The organism is Paenibacillus sp. N22P23, from assembly GCF_059383735.1.
Genome location: NZ_JBXENT010000012.1, coordinates 105,411 through 124,737, shown reverse-complemented (window position 1 = coordinate 124,737; position 19,327 = coordinate 105,411). Strand labels below are relative to the sequence as shown.

Here is a 19,327-nt window from a genome sequence, read left to right as displayed (position 1 = left end):
CATTTTGAATGTAAACTTCAAATCAAGATGACCCTCTAGCAAGGGTTTAATTTTATCCCAAGTATGAAATGGGTTTCATAAAACCCACATAATTGTATACTTACCGGCACGATGCTAACGCACGTAGTCACCCGAAATACACTTACAAACGGTATCTGTGATGTTGTTCAAACTTCGCTCAAACCCGCAACGTTAAAGTGTATTTTTATTTTGACAGCGTATGAAATGGGTTTCATAAAAAATGGTCACTGCTCACCTCAAGGAGGATCGAACGCATGAACATGGACATGAAAACGAGTTCTGCATTACAACTCTCATCATCAGCACTACGTATCGATGGTCAAGCCGAGATTATCCTCTGCGCATCACTCTTTTACTTCCGCAATCCAAGGGCCCATTGGCGTGAACGTTTGGAACAGGTGAAGGCCTTCGGGTACAACGCCATCGATGTTTACTTCCCTTGGAACTTTCACGAGCTGGAAGAAGGCAGCTGGGATTTCACCGGCGAGCGGGATGTAGAAGCATTCCTGCAGATGGCTGCTGATGTGGGTCTCTGGGTAGTAGCAAGACCTGGGCCATACATTTGCTCCGAATGGGATGGTGGCGCACTTCCCGCCTATCTGTTCGCCAAACCGGATATCGTCATCCGAAGCACAGACAGCACTTATATGCAGGCCGTAGAGAAATGGTTTGATCGCATTCTCCCTCTTCTAGCCAAATACGAGCAGCAACGAGGCGGCTCCATCATCTGCGTGCAGCTCGAGAACGAGCTCGACTTCTACGATTGCGCTGATCCCAAAGGCTACATAACCGCGCTTCGGGATATGGCAATAAACCGCGGCATACAGGTTCCGTTAATTGCCTGCGCAGGACAGGGCGGACTTTACGAGGCTTCGGGCCTTGTTGATGGCGTCGCACCAACTTGTAATTTTTATCCGAATGACAAAGACCCCGAGTTTGAATATAAAGTAACCGCTTATGAACAACGGCTCTCACACCATGACCTTCCGTTGCTAGTTACCGAGACAAATCGCTCCCATTTCCTGCTTCGCCGACTGTTATCCTGCGGAGCGAAGCTGCTCGGCCCTTACCTTCAAGTTTCCGGAACAAACTTCGGCTTCACCAATGGTACCAACAACTGGGGAAACCCGCTCGCACTTATGACATCCGATTATGATTTCTATGGCATGATTTCGCCTGAAGGCCACGTTCGCAAGGAAGCGTACGAAGGCCGCCTGATGCGCCGCGTAATTACAGCTTACGGCAGCTCGCTTGCAGAAGCGCAAACCGCTCCGGCAGCGGACATTGTAACAGCAAGACGGCTCGTCGATTCGGCTGATGCAGCAGCACCGGGTACGCTGGTTCAGCGGCAGCTGCGGCTCGCGCAAGGCGGACATCTCCTGTTCGTAGCAAATGTTGGTGAGCATGAGGAATTGGTACAGCTTGAACTGCAAGGTACTGAAGGAGGCTTGATTCCACAAGCTTCGAAGCTTCACACCATTCCAGCAAGGTGCGAAATGCTGCCAATCGAGGTTCCGATGAGCGGCTGGGGAATAGAAGGCATCCTGCGGTATTCGACGGCGGAGCTGACGGATGTACACCGCGAAGCCGCGAAGACGGTCATTGTTTTCCACAGTGAGTATGAAGGCGAAATCGCACTGAACTTGAAACAGTCCGCAGTTCGCATCGAAGAGAATGGCATTGCAGCATCGGTGCAAGGTGAAGAAGGCGATTATCTCTTCGTCTTCCAAGCAAGAACCGGAACGATCGCTTCTTGTATCTTAGAGCTGGCGGATGGTACGGAGCTTGAACTGATCGGCTTGGCAAGAGCGGATGCATTACTTATGAATGCCATCCAAGTTGGCGGCGAAGTAACGATAGGCAGCGCAATTACTTATGACCTTACTCCTCGCGAGACGATTCTAGATTGGTCTTTGAAAGCGGTATCACCAGATGCAAGTATGTCACCGGTTGGAGCGGCATCCCTTGCGCATGCAGACTTCCTGGAACATAACGGCATTTACCGGGGGTATGCCTGGTACGAGGCTGAATACGGTGGCAACGCGGCTGATCAAGACGTACAAGGGATTCTCGTTCAACAAGGCAGTGATATCATTTCGCTCTACTCGGGAGACAGCTACTTAGGAACGATTACGCCGGGCGGAGGAAGCCGGTTTATCCGCAGCAGCAGTATAGGCGGTGCGGGAGGCAAACTGACGGCACGCGTGGAAATTTGGGGACACACCAACTTCGATGATCCTCGTCTGCCGGCTCTAAGCCTTGATTCGATGAAGGGTTTGACCGGACTTGTCTCCATAACAGGCGTGAAGCCATTGTTGCATTGGCGCATGCTGCGGGTGAAATCACGCACGCTGCAGGCTGAACTGCTGGAGCGAGACTATGATGATCAAGCATGGGCAATATGCACCTTCGGCGGATGGCTCTCACCGGATCATCCATCCAGCGAGTATTTCCGCAAAACCTTCACGGCAGCGGAGAATGCAGATTCATGGACGCTTCACTTTAAAGGCATCCAAGCTATGGCGCAGGTGTTCGTGAACGGAGCTTCCATCGGGACGGTTCATCCGTTTGATCCTTATCTCACTATTTCGGATCATGTGCAGCCGGGCGAAGAGGTTCAGGTCACCGTGTTCCTGGAACGCGTACTCGGATTAGGAGCCGGAGAGGTTATCGTCTATGAAGGGAACGCTGCTCGCAATTGGCAGCTATCTGCTGCTGACGAAGCCGGATTGCTCGCACATGCGGAAGCTGCTCAGCAGGATTCCATGACCACCACACTCCCGGTAACGATGGAAGCAGGAAGCGTGTCTTGGCTGTATGGAACATTGCCGGAAGCCAGCAGCGCGAATGGCTGGCGGGTCTATGTGAAAGGCAGCGGAATGAAAGCAACGGTTTATTTTGGCGGCGTGATTGTCGGACGGTTATGGACCGCAGGCGGCAAGTCGAGACCAGCCATGAGCGGGGGCAGTCAGGATTCCTTCTTCCTCCCAGGGCCTTGGTTAGCCGAAGGCAATAACAAGCTCATTATTCTGCTCGAAGCGGTTGAGGCCGAGGCGTCATCGCAGCTCGATAGCTTAACCTTTGTACCTGCCGGCGTACAGCTATAGGTAGTTACAACTTGATCTATAGGAGGGAATTAGGATGAAAACGATCGCGCAGCCGGCAGCAGCAGTGAAGTCGAAACCACAAACGCTGCAAACGCGAAGAAAGAAGCTGTGGAACAATCGTACGCTCATTCTGATGTGTGTGCCCGCAATTCTGTTCTTCGCCATATTTGCTTATCTTCCAATGCCGGGCTTGTATCTTGCCTTCATTAGATACAACTATACGGATGGCATTTTCAAAAGCGCCTTTATCGGCATGGATAACTTCCGATTCCTCGTGATGACCGGCGATCTGTGGCGGTTGACTTCCAATACGATTTTGTACAATCTGGCCTTCATCATACTCGGCAATTTCTTGCAAATATTCATAGCCATTTTACTGAATGAGCTGCGCAAGAAATGGTTCAAGAAGGTCTCGCAAACGATCATGTTTCTGCCATTCTTCATCTCATTCGTTATTATCGGTCTCATTGCCTATAACATCTTAAGCTACGATTACGGTATGCTCAACGGCATATTGAAATCGATAGGTGCTGATCCGGTCAAAACCTACTCCAATCCGCATGTATGGCCGTTCATCATTGTCATCACCTACCTCTGGCAGTCGACCGGATACGGGTCCATCGTTTATTTTGCCGCCATCATGGGGCTGGATTCCGAGGTCGTGGAAGCATCCGAAATTGATGGTGCCAATGCCCTTCAACGGATTCGCTACATTGTTCTGCCATGGCTGAAGCCGACATTTATTATTCTGCTGCTGTTCTCGCTCGGCGGCGTGCTTCGAGGGAATTTCGGTTTGTTCTACAACCTTGTAGGTGCGAATAATACATCGCTCTATGCCACAACCGATATTATTGAAACGTATGTATTCCGCTCCCTGATGAACAATTTCAACTTCTCGATGGGCAGCGCGGTGAGCTTGTATCAGTCGGTGTTCGGTTTCATCGTCGTTCTCTCAGCAAACTGGCTCGTGAAGAAGACATCACCCGATAATTCATTGTTCTAATGTATGCTCCCGGAGCGAATTTTCAATCGCGAGGAAGCATACGTAAGTTAATCTCTTAGGAGGGACTCGCATGGAAGTGGTCCAAAAGCGCATTCGGACGGATGGGACGTCCTTAATGGTTCGAGGTTTCGGTTATGTATTCATCGGTTTATTCGCACTCTGCTGCTTGGTCCCGTTTCTTGTCGTACTGGGTACTTCGTTCACGAATGAAGCATCCATTGCGAAACACGGCTTTAATATATGGCCACGGGAGTTTACAACCTTTGCTTACAAAATCGTATTCGAGAATCCGGACCTGATTATCGGTTCCTATGCCGTGACGATTGGACTTACGATCGTAGGCACAATTGCAGGATTGTTCTTGGTTGCCATGACCGGATATGCGCTTCAGCGGCCGGATTTTGAGCAGCGGAACTCGATTTCGTTCTTCATCTATTTCACAACGCTGTTCTCCGGCGGTCTAGTTCCTTTCTATCTGCTTATCAAACAATACTTAAGCTTAGGCGATAATTACCTAGCCGTCTTGCTTCCGGGATTAATGAGCCCCTTCCTCATCATTATGATGAAGAGCTTTACGAGGTCGATCCCGCATGCGATTACGGAATCCGCTAAGATTGATGGCGCAGGCGATTTCACGATCTTCATGCGACTCATTCTGCCGATGACAACGCCGGCGCTCGCTACAATCGGTTTGTTTATCGCACTGGGTTACTGGAACGAGTGGTATAACGCGATGCTATTTCTGTCGCCGGATATGAAGTATCGTCCGCTGCAGTTGTTCCTCTATAATGTCATCACAAGCGCCGACTTTATTCGAAACTCATCCGCCTCTTCGAACGTTCCGCTGCGGGATATGCCGCTGGAATCCATGAAGATGGCGACGGCGGTCGTCGCAACGGGTCCGGTTATCATGTTCTATCCGTTCGTTCAGCGTTATTTCATTCAAGGGATTACAGTTGGTGCAGTGAAAGGGTAACGGGTATATGGGGGAGCTTGCCGGCCCTCTTGCCATAGCCGCTCGAAAGCGCTTCCAAGCCTTAAGGAGCGGAACAAAACCAGTTTCATCAAAAATAGGGAGGCTACAAAGAATGGGAAACTTAAAGCGGGTATCCACCATTGTACTCATGCTCATCCTAGTTTTCAGTATCGCGGCTTGCGGAAGTAACAACAATAACAAGAACACCGGAAACACAAACACAAGCGATACGTCAAGCAACACCTCCAGCAATACATCAAATGACAGCGCTGATGTAAGCAAGATCGATACAAGCGAATTCGAGACGATTTCGTATGTCGTGCTCGGCGATAAACCGAAGAACGGCCAGCTAGACAAGGTTATGGAAAAAGTGAATGCGATCATGAAGGAAAAAATCAATGCGAAGCTCGAGTTCAAATGGGTAGAGTGGGCAGACTGGCAAACGAAATACAACCTGCTGCTTGCTTCCGGCGAACCGATCGATCTGATCACAATCGGTACGGACTGGCTTGATACGTGGGGCAATGCGCAGCGCGGTGCGTTCCTGCCGCTGAACAGTTTGCTGGAGCAATACGCGCCGCAAACCTTTGCTGAAATTCCGCAAGAGGATTGGGAGCAAAGTAAATTCAAGGACGATATCGTTCTGATTCCAGAGAATCATTACACGCAATGGGTTAACCATGGCGTTTACTATCGCGGCGACTGGGCCAAAGAGTTTGGCATTACGGAGCCGATTAAAGATTTCGAAGGACTTGGCAAGTACTTCCAAGGCGTGAAAGACAAGAAAGAGGGCGTTGTCCCTTACGATGTAAACGGCGGCACAAGCACGTTCTATAACGGTTTTGCTACAACATACACAGATAACATTGAGCTGCCGATTTCCACTGGTTATGCGAACGTGTACTATGCTAAATCCTACGACGATCGCTATACAGTTGACAGCCCGATCTTCAACGATGATTTCATTAAATTCGCAGGGTTAATGAAAGAATGGGCAGATAAAGGCTACTGGCGTGAAGATGTGCTGAACTATAAAGGAGATACTCGTGCAGCACTTAAAGCAGGTCTCACAGGCGCAGATTCTCACCATACACAAACGTACAAAGGACTTCGCGTTGAAATGGATAAACAGCAACCGGGCTCCGAGCTGCAAATGTTCTCCTACTCCGATACGCGAGGTAACCTGATCTCCATGCCAATTACGCATGGCGGTACGTCGGTTGGTGCACACAGCAAACATCCAGAGCGTGCTCTGATGGCCTATGAACTGATCCGTCAAGATAAAGAAGTGTACCAACTGATCAACTACGGCCTCGAAGGCGTGCAGTATGAAATCAAAGACGGCAAGCGTTTCCGTCCAGCTGCTTACGACGATGCAAGAGACGGCTTCTACACAGACTTCTGGGGCGGCCGTGTCGACAAATTTGAAATTCCTTCTGATACTGACTGGAGCGGTATTGGCGATGTATATGCTAAGTATGATGGCATCAAGAAACCATTCCCTTACGGTAAATTCGTATTCGACAAAGCAAGCGTTGATCCTGAGATGACTGCCATCTCTCAAGTAGTAGGCGAGCAGCTTCCAGCGATTCTGTTCGGTAAAGCAGGCGATCCTGCGGCTGCAGTTAATGCGCTTCGCGACAAGCTGAAAGCAGCTGGCTACGACAAAGTAAAAGACGAAATCCAAAAACAATTGGATGCTTACAAAACATTGATTGAAGGTTAATAAATCATCATCTTGTTATCGAAAACAGCCGACAGAGTTCACTCTGTCGGCTGTTTTTTCGTCCAGCCGAGCAGGGTCGTTAGCTTTTTTTCAACGATGTGCTATATTTGGGCTAATTGCGTCGTCTTAACAGATGAAGGAGGCGAATACATGGCAAACCAGAATAGGCCGGAACGGTTTCAGGCGTTGTTCCGGGAACATTATCCCGTTGTTTTGCGGAAGATCATCGCTCTAGTCGGAGACCGCGCAGCAGCCGAGGATTTGACCCAGGAAGTGTTCCTGCGTCTTTATCGCAACCCGCCGGAAGATCTTGATCGCACTGGAGCATGGCTGCACCGGGTATTGACCCGTATCGTATATGATCATTACCGAAAGTCCGGCAGACAACAGAGTCTGACGGAGAAACAGATGAACGAAGCGTTAACGGAGGAACAGACCCATCCTTCTAATGAAGCGGCTGTTATCCAGAACTGGGAACGCGATGTTGTTCGAAATGTGCTGAATAAGTTATCCGAGCGGGACCGTCAAGCATTGCTGTTGAAAGAAGAGGGCTACAGCCATGCTGAAATTGCAGATGCGCTGCAGGTCAATCCCAAGATTGTCGGGACCTTGCTCATGCGGGCAGCCAGTCGGTTTAAGAAGAATGTGAATGACGAGGAGGTTATGGAGCAATGAAACATAAACCGTTGAATCATGCAGATACACAAGAGCTCAACGTTAGCGATGCAGATGTGGAGCATGCACTTGACCGATTGTTTGATGCGGTGAAAGACGAAGAGGTACCGGATGTCTGGGTGGAGGATGCTAAGCCTTTCCAAATCAAACTGCAACCAAGTGAACAGCCATTGAGCGAGGAATTGACGGTGCGCGAAGAGCCGCAAGCGCCAATTCAAATTGCTGCTATTAATGAAGAAACGCGTAGGAAGAAGCCTCGCAGGATGAAGAAACGGTGGCTGTCAGGGGCGACGGCTGCAGTACTCGCAGGGATGCTGTTGTTTACGTCCTGGGGTCAAGGCGTTATGGCGTCCATGCTGGGCACGTTCCGCGTGCAGCACTTTGAAACCATTGAAATTAGCCAATCCGATATCAACTCGTTCCGTGACGCACTGCAGGCGGGAACGGCTGGCATACAGCAGCTTGATTTGAATCGGTACGGTGATATCAAGCAGGAGGGCGGCGGCAAAGCGCGCGATGTTGACGCTGCTGAGGCAGCGACTTTAGCCGGAGAGCAGAAGCTCAAACAGCTTCCGGGCGATGGGAAAGACATTATAACCTATATGCCGGAGCAGCAGATTACCTTTAACCTGCATCCGAAGGAAATTAACAAAATGATTGCGCTGCTCGGAGGCGAAACGAAATTTCCGGCTTCCGTCGAGGGTTCGCCGATCGTCATTCGTATGCCGGACACGTTTAGGATGAAGCAGGTTGCCGCGGACGGAAATACGGCTAAGCAGCTTATACAAATGCCGGCTCCCTCCATTGAAGTATCCGATGATGTTGATGTAGAGCAAATTCGGCAGGCTGTCTTGGATTTGCCGATCATCCCAGATGAGATGAGAGCGAAGCTTGCGGGTATCGGCGATTGGCGCCATACGCTTCCGGTTCCGTCTACATCGACAGACAACATTCGCACGCTGAAGGTCGATGGCAATGACGCGATTCTGACGATGTCGGGCGATGCTAGATCGCTGATCTGGCTGCAAAATGAATGGGTCTATCAGCTAAGCGGATCCATGGAGGCTTATCCATCGGAAGAGGCCATTATTAAAGAAGCCAGAGGAATTATGAAATGATGATTCTGCAAACAAACGGGCTGACTAAGACATATGCATCCGGAACGGGCTGCACCGATATTTCCCTGGAAATAGAGAAGGGGAGAATCTTCGGGCTGCTCGGTCCGAACGGCGCAGGCAAGAGCACCTTTGTTAAAATGGTCGTCGGTTTGCTGCGGCCGGATTCCGGCAGCGGGATGTTCTTCGGCAAACCAATCGGACATCCTGAGTCGCGCACGAAGCTTGGCTATTTGCCGGAACTGTTTCGTTTCCAGGAATGGCTGACAGGAGCTGAAGTGCTCCGTTATCATGCCGGACTATGCGGAATGACGCGATTCCAGACGAAATCAGCGGCCTTCACGTCCCGTATTGAGGAAGTCTTTCGTATTTGCGGGTTGAATGAACGAGGTTGGAATCGTGTCCGTCATTACTCCAAAGGCATGCAGCAGCGCCTCGGAATCGCTTGTGCGCTTCTAATGGACCCGGAGTTTATTATTCTGGATGAACCCTCCTCCGCGCTTGATCCGATTGGTCGTTATGAAGTTCGTATGCTGCTGGAGCGGCTGCGGTCAGAGGGGAAGACGGTTTTTCTAAACACACATTTGCTCGAGGATGTTGAAGCGGTTTGTGATGACGTTGCGTTCCTCCACCTCGGCAAACTGCGTGCAGTGGGGCCGATGCGAGAGCTTCTGCGAAGCGGCACGAGCTGGGAAATTACGGCTTCGGGCTGGCTGCCGGAGCTGCAGGAGGCGCTTGCGAATCAGTTGCTGCCGGGGATGTCCTTTGCGATCGCGAAGCAAGATGGGGACGGCAGCGCCGTCCTTCATGTGTCCGCCAAGGGACGGGAGCAGATCGGGTATATGAACCGACTGCTGATGGAAGAAGGCGTCACGGTCTATGAGGTTCGGCCGGTGCAAGGCAGGCTTGAGGAATGGTTTCTCGCCATGTCCGGCGAACAGGGCAATAGCGGTGCGGGTAAAGGCGGTGCACGTTCATGATGTGGATTGCGTATGCCGGCAAGGAATTGCTTCGCAAAAAAATCTTATGGGTCAGCTTCATACTGACCGTGCTATTCGTCGGGTTGTTCTGTTACGGATTATCCCGTACCCCGGAGGAGCATAGCCAGCTTCAGGTAGAAGCGTTAATGAACGGTGTCATGCTCCTGTCGCTGGGGCTGCTCTTCGCGCAAATGATCATTGCTTTTCTAGTTTTGTTTACAATGATGGGCGCGATCTCAGGGGAAGTGGAGAACGGACTGATGCTAGCCGTATTGGCCCGCCCAGTCCCGCGTTGGAAGGTGTACCTGGGTAAGTATGTGGGGATTGCAAGCTGGCTCATCGGGTATTGTATCGTTTTGTTTTTTGCGATTCTGCTTCCGATCCACTTCTGGCTGGACTTCCCGCTGTATCCGCTCGTCATCTTGAAGTCGCTGCTGCTATTCATCTGGGCGCCGCTGCTGCTGCTTGCCCTTACAATGTTTGGCTCGATCTACTTGCCAATGCTCGGAAACGGCGTCGCTTGTGCCATGCTGTATGGATTAAGTCTTTTCAGCGGTTTCTTGGAGAATCTCCCGTTCGCTAGTGAGAAGATATCACAGACCGCGTTGTTCTTCTCCATGCTGCTGCCATCCAATACGATGCTGAAGCGGGTGACCTACGAGCTGTTCAATGGACTCGATTTACCGGTGACGACCGATATGGTCAACACGCTCGGTCCGTTATCCGCCATCAATGTGCCTAGTATGGCATTTATACTGTATACCGTCTTCTATTTGCTTGTGCTGCTCGTTGCCGGATGTTTCGGTTTCCGGCGCAAAGATATTGCTTAAATCATCGAAGGAGCGTTTTCAAACAATGGATCAACCAATCCTGCAGGTTCGCGGACTCAACAAACATTATAAAGGGGTTAAAGCCGTTAACGGGATTGACATGACGTTAATGCCCGGAGACATATACGGCTTCCTTGGACAAAACGGGGCAGGCAAAACGACGACCATCCGTATGATGATGGGACTCATCCAGCCTTCGGCAGGCTCAGTTGAACTGCTGGGGGAGCGAATCGGTAAGGGCCGTAATGCGGTACTGCGCAAAGTCGGGTCGGTCATCGAATATCCTGGCTTTTATCCGAATCTAACGGCTATTCAGAACCTGGACATCCACCGTAAAATGATGGGGGTACGCGGTCAAGACGCGATGGAGGATGCACTTCGTACGACGGGCCTATGGGAGGCCAGAAACCGCAGAGCGGCTGATTTCTCGCTTGGCATGAAGCAGCGTCTGGGCATCGCAAGAGCCATTCTTCATAGTCCCGAACTGCTCATACTGGACGAACCGACCAATGGTCTCGATCCAATGGGAATCAAGGAAATTCGTTTGCTGATTCAAGAGCTCGCGCAGAAACGGAACATTACGATTCTCGTTTCCAGCCATATTCTAAGCGAAGTGGAGCAGTTGGCTACGAAAGTCGGCATCATCCATCGTGGAGTTATGCTGGAGGAGTCGACCATGCATGCACTGAAAGAACGGAACCGCCATTACATTAGTCTGCACGTGGATCAACAGGAGAAATCTAGAGAGTTGTTAGTTTCGGAGATGGGCATTCGAGATTGCCGAATCGATGAGAATGGGTGGCTCCGTGTCTATGATGACGGGCTGATGCCCGGCGAGATGAACAGGCTGCTCGTGAGGGAAGGCATTCTTGTGAATAGTCTCTCCGCCATGAAAGACTCGCTCGAAGACTACTTTGTTCGGCTTGTGGAAGGAGGTGCAGCCCGTGCTTAATCTCATTGCTTGTGAATGGCTCAAATGGCGTCGTTCTCGCATGCTTTGGCTGATTGCGCTTGGTGCGCTGCTTCCGGGAGCGCTCGTGTTCTTCATCGAGCTGAACAATTCCAACGCTTTCGAATGGAAGTCATTGTTCGAGAACAATTTGATGATTATGACCATGCTGATGTGCCCGTCCTTATTCGCTTTGTTAACTGGCTATTTGTTCGCAAGGGAGTTCCAGGAGCGCACTGTGAATAACCTGTTGACGGGGCCGCATTCGCGAAACCAAGTGCTTACCGCTAAGTTTGTCATTGCGCTTCCGGTGTTGATTTCCGTAATCCTGTTAGCTTTTCTGTTGACTTTAGCCACGGGCTTCCTATTTACGAGCGATCTGCCGTCTACGACTGTTTTCGCTGAGGCAGCCGGCAAATACGGTCTGCTCTTTATCGTGCAATATGCACTCGTGCCGATTGCAGCTGCAGTCGCCCTTTTGTGGCGCAGTTATATTCCGGCAATGGGCCTTGGTGTGTTTGCCGTCGTTTCGGAAGTTACCATCATGCAGTCCAAATACATCATGTACTATCCATGGAGCGCACCTCTGAACCTGGTCAGCAATATGGTGCCGGAAACGAACTCGATTCCGATAGGCACTACCACAATGGTTATAACGTTCCTTGTTCCGCTTGTCTTTATCGGTTTGTATTTCCGTCGAACAGACGTTCACAGCGGATAGTTTCGGTTCAAAATAATGGTTAAACCTTTAAGCCTGGCAGTGAATACACTGCCAGGCTATTTGTTTTAGAGCAGAAGTTTGTTCGAGGCTTCGGATTCTCGGTAGGTCTGAGGAGACATGCCGACATATTTGCTGAACATTCTGGAGAAGTAGTGAACGGAATTGAAATGGTATTTGTCTGCGATCTGCATAACGCTCAAATTGGAGGAGCGCAGCTCTTCCCTCGCTCGATTGATGCGGAATTGGTTGATGTACTGAATCGGTGATAAACCGGTTGTTTTCTTGAACAGCTCGAAGAAATAACCACGGCTTACGCCAAGCGACTCCGAATAGTTCTCCAAATCGATAGCATTGCCATTGATCAAATCTACCTCAATGCGTTCGAGCAGTCTGCCGATCCGCGGGTCTGGGATATGCCTTTCTTGAAGCGAGTAGGTTAGGAAATGATTGATAAATGCGGCAAAATGGCTTTGGGCATTCAGGCTTCGCAGAAAGGTTCGGTCAGTCGTATGCTCGCTCGAAATATAGCTTCTCTGCAGCAGGTCAGTCCAATTGAGCAGTGAAGCGCTGATATTAGAGATCTCGGGAAGCGGGTAAGGGAACGCTTCACCTACCAGCTCGGTTCGCAGCTGGGCGTAGTCGTAGCATAGCGGTGCGGCTTCGTTCTTGAACACTTCGGTTCTGTCTACATAATACCAATCGAAATAACAGCAGACATGTACCAGAGGGTCGGAGGAGTCAGCGATCCAATCGTGAGGCTGTCCGGCTTCCATGTAGACCATCATGCCCGGCAGTGCTTCGTATTGCTCACCGCGCAAACCAAAGATGCCTTTCCCTTCGGTCACGATATAGATGGAGCTCGAATAGACATAGCGGTTATTGCTGGTTTGTCCGCGATAGAAGGCATATTTGGTCGCGTAATAGACATAAGGATGGAACTTGGAAAAATCCATGGCTGGTAGGGACCTCCTTTATCTCAAACGGAATGATGGGGCTGAAAACAACCTGACTATTGTGCAACTGGATGACTGTAAGCTAAATACAAAATTCACCTTCTCGTTTACATTAAATATAACACAATAACTTACGAAAGAAGGGGCTGCATCAACGTGCTTAATGAAATGAATTTGCTAAGCGACGAGCAGATGATCTCATTTATAACCAATGGATTCGTGGTTTTACATAATGAATTGCCTTCGGAGCTGCACCGAAATGTGATGAAACAAATTGACTACGTGCTGCAAAATGAAGGCAATCCAGGCAATAACATTTTGCCGCGTGTGCCTGATATCCAGCGTTTCTTTGACACTCCAACTGTAAAAGGTGCACTGACAAGCGTCCTTGGACCTGACTATTATATGCATCCTCACCGCCATATGCACTACAATCAACCGGGGAATCAAGCACCTGGCGGAGGTCAGTGGCATAAGGATGGCTACTGGTCCTCGATGCGCAGCCATCGTCCTTGGTGGGTAATGATGTTCTACTATACACAGGACATTACCGAAGAAATGGGACCGACCGCTATTATGCCCGGCTCCCAATACAACGAGAAATTCCCGAATCAAGAAGTCGTACTGCCTACCGGCAAAGCAGGGACGATTGCATTAGTCCATTTTGATCTCTGGCATAAAGCATCGCTGAACACCTCGAATCTCGATCGTTACATGTTGAAATTCCAATTTGTACGATTGAGTGAGCCGATGTCGCCAAGCTGGAATCATACGAATGGTATGCCGGCGTTTCCGATTGAAGCACCGACAGCGCATCTTAATTTGTGGCTTGACGCATGGAACTGGCTCAGAGGAGAGAAGACCTTTAAGCCTGTCATCGCCGGTAACGAAAAAGAGGTACCGGTTCTGATTGAAGAGCTGGCGAGCGAAGATGCGATCCGTCGCGGACGCGCTGCCGACAAGCTGGGTCTAATGGGCGAGGCGGCGGCAGCTGCAGCTCCGAAACTGGCTATATTGATACAAGATACTGCCGAAGATGCAGCATTGAACGCGGTTTATGCGCTGGGTCACATCGGAGCGGCCGGTATGCAAGAGCTGCTCAGCGCGCTTAAGGATGGGTCCAAATTAATCGCACAGCGTGCAGCCTATGGGCTTCAAGCAGTTGGTGCTGCAGCAGTGCCGAGTCTCATCGATGTCCTTCAGCATGCAGAGGAGAACAGCAGAGCGCTCGCCGCTTTCGTACTCGGTATGCTTGGAGAAGAGGCCTCATCTGCAGTGCCGGCCTTAATAGCAGCACTCGCTGATTCCAGTGAATGGGTGCGCCGTAACGCTGTAGAATCTCTTGGGATGATTGGCGGCTCGGCTGAAATAACGGTACCGGCATTGGTTCGCGTCATGGAGGAAGCGGTCGAGCAGGAGCATTCGGAGAATGAGGCTGCTGGCAACACAGGCTCCTATGTATACAATCAAGAATATATCAAGAACAAAATCGGCTATACGGCAGCGTTGTCCTTACTTCGCGTCGGGAATTCCGGCGATCCGGACCTCGTAGTGTCCGGCCTGCAGTCAGGGTTACTCAGTGCGGACCGATATACCCGTGCATATGCATTCGAGGCACTGACCGCCCTTAGAACGGATAAAGCGATCGATGTCCTCATTTCCCAATATCGCGCGGCACGCTGGTGCCCGGATACGCACAAAGCAAGTACATTTTAAGAGGACTCCCAAGTCAGGATTTGCCGCTGTAAATAGGCTGTCTCCCAGCGGCAAATTCCTTTATTCTAAAATATAAGAACGAATAATTTTCACCTTATCCGATAAATAATACATGATATACTATTGATCATTCCATAGAATGAGGGTGGTCGCTTATATGTCCAAGAAACTATTGTCCCGCTATGTATTGACCGATGAGCTCTATGCGCTGCTGAAGGAACGTATTTTGTCGCATGATATGCCGGCCGGTCAAAAAATCAACATCGATAAGCTGGCCAGAGAACTCGGCGTAAGCAACATTCCGATCAGAGAATCGTTATTCCGGCTGGCTTCCGACGGATTCGTCACGGTCATCCCCTTTAAAGGCATGTTTGTCGCCAAAATGAGTGCCAAAGACATTGAAGAGATCTTCGAGATTCGCATTCATCTGGAGGAACTGGCTATTCGCAAAGCGATCACTCGCATTCCCAAGTCGAGGCTTGAGGAGATTATGGTGCAGCTGGAGCAGTCGGCAGACAGAGAAGCGGCAGAGAACGAGGAAAAGGCCGTTTTACAAATGAATGAAGGTCTGCATGGGACGATTGTGTATTATGCGGACAATTCCAATTTGCAGCAGATGGTAGCGGCACTCATCGAACGGATTCACCGTTATTTGAACCTGCACCATTACCAAATCGATATCGAAGCAGAGAAAATAGAGCATCAGACGATTACACGTTATATGCTTGCAAACGAAACAGAGAAAGCGGTTGAGGCCATGCGTATTCATTTGCAAAACTCACATCGCAGGTTGCTGGCAAGCTTTGAATAAATGAATATCATACATCGATTTTGCCATTCATCATCTCTTACATTATAAATCGTGTATGATATTTTTTATCAAATCTTTATTAAGCGCTTACAAGAAGAGGGAGGGATTAATAGGAATGCGTACTCCGGACATGGCAGACTTCAAAAGGCGAGTACTAAGGCACTGGCAACTGTACATCATAGTCGCATTACCAACGCTATTCTTACTTACTTTCAATTACGTACCGATGCTCGGCGTGCAAATCGCATTTAAAGAGTTCAATCCGGTGAAAGGGATCTGGGGCAGTCCTTGGGTTGGTGGGAAGCAGTTCGATATGTTTTTCAGCTCGCCATTCTTCAAGCCGGTCATCCGAAATACGCTGCTGCTCAGCGTGTACTCCTTGTTAATAGCTACACCTGCAGCCATCTTGTTGGCACTGGCCATGAATGAGGTGCCGAGTCGAAGATTTAAGAAGGTCGTTCAAATGACCACGTACGCACCATATTTTATATCCACTGTCGTTCTGGTAGGGATCATTAATATCGTGCTTTCACCTAGCACCGGCATTTACGGACAGTTCTCTCATTTGTTAGGGTTCGATCAGGTCTATGATATTTTGGGGCAGCCGAAAGCATTTTCATCCCTTTATGTATGGTCAGGCGTATGGCAAGAAACGGGGTACGGCGCGGTCATTTATCTCGCATCGCTCGCCAATATAAACCCGGAGATGCACGAAGCATCGAAGATTGACGGCGCTTCACGATTACAGAGGATCATCCATATCGATCTGCCTTCCATTCGCCCAACGATCATTGTTTTGCTTATTCTTTCCGTAGGCGGCCTGCTCAGCGTTGGGTTTGAGAAAGTGTTCTTGCTGCAAAACATGTTGAATTTGGACACATCGGAGGTCATTTCGACCTATGTGTATAAGATCGGTCTTGTCCATACGAACTACAGCTTCGCGGTGGCGGTCGGCCTGTTCAACTCCATTGTTGGGTTCATCCTGATCTTCACTACCAACCTACTTGCTAGAAAATATTCCGACTCCAGTTTGTTCTGATAAAGGGGGATATCCGTGGACCGCGCTATTCGAATTCGTGAATCCTGGGAAGATCGACTGCTGCTCACTCTGATCTACAGCGTGCTTGTGCTAGTTACACTGATTGTCGCTTATCCGATTATTTATATCGTCAGCTCCTCTTTCAGCTCATCCTCTGCCGTTATGGGCGGGAAAGTATGGTTTTTGCCGGTAGAGCCGACCTTGTATGGGTATGCGGCTGTATTCCAGTACAGTCAAATATGGAAAGGCTATCTGAACTCCATTTTTTATACCGGTGCAGGCTCGACCTTGAGCGTAATCCTGACCATTATGATGGCGTATCCGATTTCCAGAAAGACATTCGTCGGCAGAAATGTGCTGGTATGGGCATTATTGTTTGCGATGTTATTCAGCGGCGGGCTGATCCCTTACTATCTTGTCGTTCACAGTTTGCATCTGCTTAATTCACCATGGGCGATGATTTTGCCTGGAGCGCTGAGCATTTTCTCCATTATCGTGGCCAAGACGTTCTTCCAGTCCTCCATTCCCAATGACCTGTATGAAGCTGCGCAGCTAGATGGCTGTACCGATGCCGGCTTCTTGATCCGAATTGTGCTGTTTCTGTCCAAACCGGTCATTGCCGTGTTGTTCTTATGGTCAGCCGTCGGGAACTGGAATTCCTACTTCAATGCGCTCATCTTCTTGAATGACGCGGACTTATATCCGCTGCAGCTCGTGCTGAGGGAGATCTTGGTCATGAATAACGTGAATACGAGCTCCATGACACTAAGCGCAGAGCAGATGAAGCATTTTGAAGATATGAAGACGCTGCTCAAGTATTCCGTAATCGTCATATCGAGTCTACCGGTGCTCATTCTGTATCCGTTTATTCAAAAGTACTTCGTTCAGGGGGTGATGGTTGGAGCGATTAAGGAGTAGCTACATTCAATAGGGGATTACATGCAACAATCATAAGCAGCGCTAATCATGGATTAAAAACTGGGAGGGTTATCAATGATGCGTACTAGTAAAGTGATTTTTCTTGCGGCTCTTTTAAGTGTACTCTTAGTAGTTTCGGCTTGCTCATCCAACAATTCAAGTAATAACGGGAACAATTCAAACAATACCGCTACAGGCGCAGTGGACCAAGACAAGGTCGTTGATGTTTCGTTCTTTGCCGTACCGGGCGGCGACATTATCGATGTGAAGACGAACTGGTTCACCACGTACGTGAAGGATACGTTTAAGCTGGATGTCAAATTTAACATTGCCCCTTCAAGTGATGCCGCAACCAAGCAATCGCTCCTGCTCTCAAGCGGCGACTACCCGGATGTATTCTGGAGCGGTAACTTTACACCGTCCGATATTTTGAAATATTCGAAGCAAGGCATCGTTGTACCGCTCAACAAATATATCGAGCAGTATGCTCCGAATTTGGTGAAAGCAATCGACAGCGCACCAGGCTTGAAGTCGGCTATTACAGCTCCGGATGGCAACATCTACGGCTTGCCGAACTATAACACCTGCTGGCACTGCTTCTGGGCGAACAAGGCTTGGATTGATAAGAGCTTGCTTGAGAAATACAACTTGGAAGTGCCTGCAACGACAGAAGAATTCGAGCATGTGCTGCAAGTATTTAAAGACAACGGCATCATTCCGTACACCGGCTCTTCCGACAGCTATGACCCTATTCCTTTTCTGATGAATGCTTTTACGTATGATAATGCGTCCGATTATTTCGATGTGGTCGATGGTAAGGTTCAGTACGCCCCTACGCTTGAGGGTTGGAAGAAAGGACTCACTTACTTGAACGGCCTGTATTCCAAAGGGTTGCTTGATAAGCAAGCGCTCAGCCAAAAGGGTGAAATCGTTAATCAAATGGCGACCCAAGGTAAAGTCGGCATCGTTCCGTTTCTGTATAGTGCCGGATTTATTGATATGGGGAACCCGAACTATAAGAACTGGGTAACGCTGGCACCGCTTAAAGGGCCGGATGGCGTTCAATATGCCGCATTCAGCGGTAACAGCCCGAAAACACTTTCCTTTGCTGTAACGAATAAAGCATCTGAAGAGCAAATCATTCGCTTAATGAAGCTGATCAACTTTATCTATACGCCGGAAGGCACGCAAATGCTCAACTACGGTCCGGAAGGAAAATACTGGACGAAAGCGGAGGCCGGTGTGAACGGTCTGGGCGGCGATCAAGCGCTATTCATTACGCAATCGGATAAGTTCTATTCTTCGGGCGCGAAGCAAAATGAAGGCTGGAACCAAATGGGCCCGGTATTCCAGGACATGACATGGAGAAATGGCTTCGTTAAAGCGGCTTCGCCGTTCTCTTCCGAAGGATTGGAGTCGCTGTTGCTCTTGGAAACGATGAAGAATTATGCCGGACATCAGCCGAAAGAAGTTTATCCGGGTGCGATTTACATGGAAGATGAAGTGAACCAGAAGTTCGCATTATCCAAAACAAACATCGAGCAGTATATGAAGCAGTGGACAGCTCAGTTCATTCTCGGTAACAAGTCGACTGATAAAGATTGGCAGGAGTATCTCGACGGCTTTGCCAAGCTGGACTTGGACGGGTATTTGAAAATGGCTCAAGATTCTATGACTACGCCATTTGATACTTCCGCATACCAGTCTGATGCCAAGACCGTAGAATTTTTGTCTTCCCTAAAATAACGAATAGAACGCCGGTGCTGAAGGGGCAAAAGGATGACTCA

General features: G+C 49.4%; 16 protein-coding genes. 15 read left to right on the top strand and 1 reads right to left on the bottom strand.

Features of this window, described 5'->3' with window-relative positions; genetic code table 11:
- The first annotated feature begins 275 nt into the window (after positions 1 to 275).
- The 10 genes from AC506A_RS28375 to AC506A_RS28330 all read left to right on the top strand — a co-directional run bounded on the left by AC506A_RS28375 (position 276) and on the right by AC506A_RS28330 (position 12,103).
- Positions 276 to 3,128: a beta-galactosidase gene (locus AC506A_RS28375; protein WP_495464369.1), complete on the top strand. Its 2,853-nt coding sequence runs from the start codon at positions 276 to 278 to the stop codon at positions 3,126 to 3,128.
- Positions 3,129 to 3,261: 133 nt separating this feature from the next.
- Positions 3,262 to 4,131, top strand: coding sequence for an ABC transporter permease (locus AC506A_RS28370; protein WP_495464389.1), 870 nt, complete (start codon positions 3,262 to 3,264; stop codon positions 4,129 to 4,131).
- A 70-nt stretch (positions 4,132 to 4,201) separates the two neighbouring features.
- The gene (locus AC506A_RS28365) at positions 4,202 to 5,107 is read left to right on the top strand and encodes a carbohydrate ABC transporter permease (protein WP_495464368.1); all 906 of its coding nucleotides are present in this window, start codon (positions 4,202 to 4,204) and stop codon (positions 5,105 to 5,107) included.
- A 112-nt stretch (positions 5,108 to 5,219) separates the two neighbouring features.
- Positions 5,220 to 6,833, top strand: a complete 1,614-nt coding sequence (locus tag AC506A_RS28360; RefSeq protein WP_495464367.1) for an ABC transporter substrate-binding protein — start codon at positions 5,220 to 5,222, stop codon at positions 6,831 to 6,833.
- Positions 6,834 to 6,983: 150 nt separating this feature from the next.
- Positions 6,984 to 7,508, top strand: coding sequence for a sigma-70 family RNA polymerase sigma factor (locus AC506A_RS28355; RefSeq protein ID WP_495464366.1), 525 nt, complete (start codon positions 6,984 to 6,986; stop codon positions 7,506 to 7,508).
- Positions 7,505 to 8,626, top strand: a complete 1,122-nt coding sequence (locus tag AC506A_RS28350) for a hypothetical protein (RefSeq protein WP_495464365.1) — start codon at positions 7,505 to 7,507, stop codon at positions 8,624 to 8,626. The genes AC506A_RS28355 and AC506A_RS28350 overlap by 4 nt, the downstream gene beginning before the upstream one ends.
- A complete protein-coding gene (locus AC506A_RS28345) occupies positions 8,623 to 9,603 on the top strand; it encodes an ABC transporter ATP-binding protein (RefSeq protein WP_495464364.1) in 981 nt (326 codons plus the stop codon). The genes AC506A_RS28350 and AC506A_RS28345 overlap by 4 nt, the downstream gene beginning before the upstream one ends.
- On the top strand, positions 9,600 to 10,433 hold the full coding sequence (locus AC506A_RS28340; protein WP_495464363.1) for an ABC transporter permease: 834 nt from the start codon (positions 9,600 to 9,602) through the stop codon (positions 10,431 to 10,433). Before AC506A_RS28345 ends, AC506A_RS28340 begins: the two co-directional genes overlap by 4 nt.
- A gap of 25 nt (positions 10,434 to 10,458) precedes the next feature.
- On the top strand, positions 10,459 to 11,385 hold the full coding sequence (locus AC506A_RS28335) for an ABC transporter ATP-binding protein (RefSeq protein WP_495464362.1): 927 nt from the start codon (positions 10,459 to 10,461) through the stop codon (positions 11,383 to 11,385).
- Positions 11,378 to 12,103: an ABC transporter permease gene (locus AC506A_RS28330; protein ID WP_495464361.1), complete on the top strand. Its 726-nt coding sequence runs from the start codon at positions 11,378 to 11,380 to the stop codon at positions 12,101 to 12,103. The genes AC506A_RS28335 and AC506A_RS28330 overlap by 8 nt, the downstream gene beginning before the upstream one ends.
- 65 nt (positions 12,104 to 12,168) lie before the next feature.
- On the opposite strand, the gene AC506A_RS28325 is transcribed toward AC506A_RS28330, so the two are convergent.
- The gene (locus AC506A_RS28325; RefSeq protein WP_495464360.1) at positions 12,169 to 13,056 is read right to left on the bottom strand and encodes an AraC family transcriptional regulator; all 888 of its coding nucleotides are present in this window, start codon (positions 13,054 to 13,056) and stop codon (positions 12,169 to 12,171) included.
- Positions 13,057 to 13,212: 156 nt separating this feature from the next.
- On the opposite strand from AC506A_RS28325, the gene AC506A_RS28320 reads away from it, so the two are divergent.
- From AC506A_RS28320 to AC506A_RS28300, 5 genes are all read left to right on the top strand, one after another.
- Complete coding sequence (locus tag AC506A_RS28320; protein ID WP_495464359.1) at positions 13,213 to 14,772, top strand: HEAT repeat domain-containing protein; 1,560 nt, start codon at positions 13,213 to 13,215, stop codon at positions 14,770 to 14,772.
- 157 nt (positions 14,773 to 14,929) lie between these two features.
- A complete protein-coding gene (locus tag AC506A_RS28315; protein WP_495464358.1) occupies positions 14,930 to 15,583 on the top strand; it encodes a GntR family transcriptional regulator in 654 nt (217 codons plus the stop codon).
- A gap of 115 nt (positions 15,584 to 15,698) precedes the next feature.
- Complete coding sequence (locus tag AC506A_RS28310) at positions 15,699 to 16,622, top strand: ABC transporter permease (protein WP_495464357.1); 924 nt, start codon at positions 15,699 to 15,701, stop codon at positions 16,620 to 16,622.
- Positions 16,623 to 16,637: 15 nt separating this feature from the next.
- A complete protein-coding gene (locus AC506A_RS28305) occupies positions 16,638 to 17,540 on the top strand; it encodes a carbohydrate ABC transporter permease (RefSeq protein WP_495464356.1) in 903 nt (300 codons plus the stop codon).
- Positions 17,541 to 17,615: 75 nt separating this feature from the next.
- Positions 17,616 to 19,286, top strand: a complete 1,671-nt coding sequence (locus AC506A_RS28300; RefSeq protein WP_495464355.1) for a type 2 periplasmic-binding domain-containing protein — start codon at positions 17,616 to 17,618, stop codon at positions 19,284 to 19,286.
- The last annotated feature ends 41 nt before the right edge of the window (positions 19,287 to 19,327 follow it).

What these genes read in the sequence shown, in the direction of transcription:
- AC506A_RS28300 (WP_495464355.1), top strand. Translation starts at nt 17,616, where the DNA reads ATGATGCGTACTAGTAAAGTGATTTTTCTTGCGGCTCTTTTAAGTGTA.
- AC506A_RS28315 (WP_495464358.1), top strand. Translation starts at nt 14,930, where the DNA reads ATGTCCAAGAAACTATTGTCCCGCTATGTATTGACCGATGAGCTCTAT.
- AC506A_RS28310 (WP_495464357.1), top strand. Translation starts at nt 15,699, where the DNA reads ATGCGTACTCCGGACATGGCAGACTTCAAAAGGCGAGTACTAAGGCAC.
- AC506A_RS28325 (WP_495464360.1), bottom strand. Translation starts at nt 13,056, where the DNA reads ATGGATTTTTCCAAGTTCCATCCTTATGTCTATTACGCGACCAAATAT.
- AC506A_RS28370 (WP_495464389.1), top strand. Translation starts at nt 3,262, where the DNA reads ATGTGTGTGCCCGCAATTCTGTTCTTCGCCATATTTGCTTATCTTCCA.
- AC506A_RS28340 (WP_495464363.1), top strand. Translation starts at nt 9,600, where the DNA reads ATGATGTGGATTGCGTATGCCGGCAAGGAATTGCTTCGCAAAAAAATC.
- AC506A_RS28355 (WP_495464366.1), top strand. Translation starts at nt 6,984, where the DNA reads ATGGCAAACCAGAATAGGCCGGAACGGTTTCAGGCGTTGTTCCGGGAA.
- AC506A_RS28360 (WP_495464367.1), top strand. Translation starts at nt 5,220, where the DNA reads ATGGGAAACTTAAAGCGGGTATCCACCATTGTACTCATGCTCATCCTA.
- AC506A_RS28375 (WP_495464369.1), top strand. Translation starts at nt 276, where the DNA reads ATGAACATGGACATGAAAACGAGTTCTGCATTACAACTCTCATCATCA.
- AC506A_RS28345 (WP_495464364.1), top strand. Translation starts at nt 8,623, where the DNA reads ATGATGATTCTGCAAACAAACGGGCTGACTAAGACATATGCATCCGGA.
- AC506A_RS28350 (WP_495464365.1), top strand. Translation starts at nt 7,505, where the DNA reads ATGAAACATAAACCGTTGAATCATGCAGATACACAAGAGCTCAACGTT.
- AC506A_RS28365 (WP_495464368.1), top strand. Translation starts at nt 4,202, where the DNA reads ATGGAAGTGGTCCAAAAGCGCATTCGGACGGATGGGACGTCCTTAATG.
- AC506A_RS28335 (WP_495464362.1), top strand. Translation starts at nt 10,459, where the DNA reads ATGGATCAACCAATCCTGCAGGTTCGCGGACTCAACAAACATTATAAA.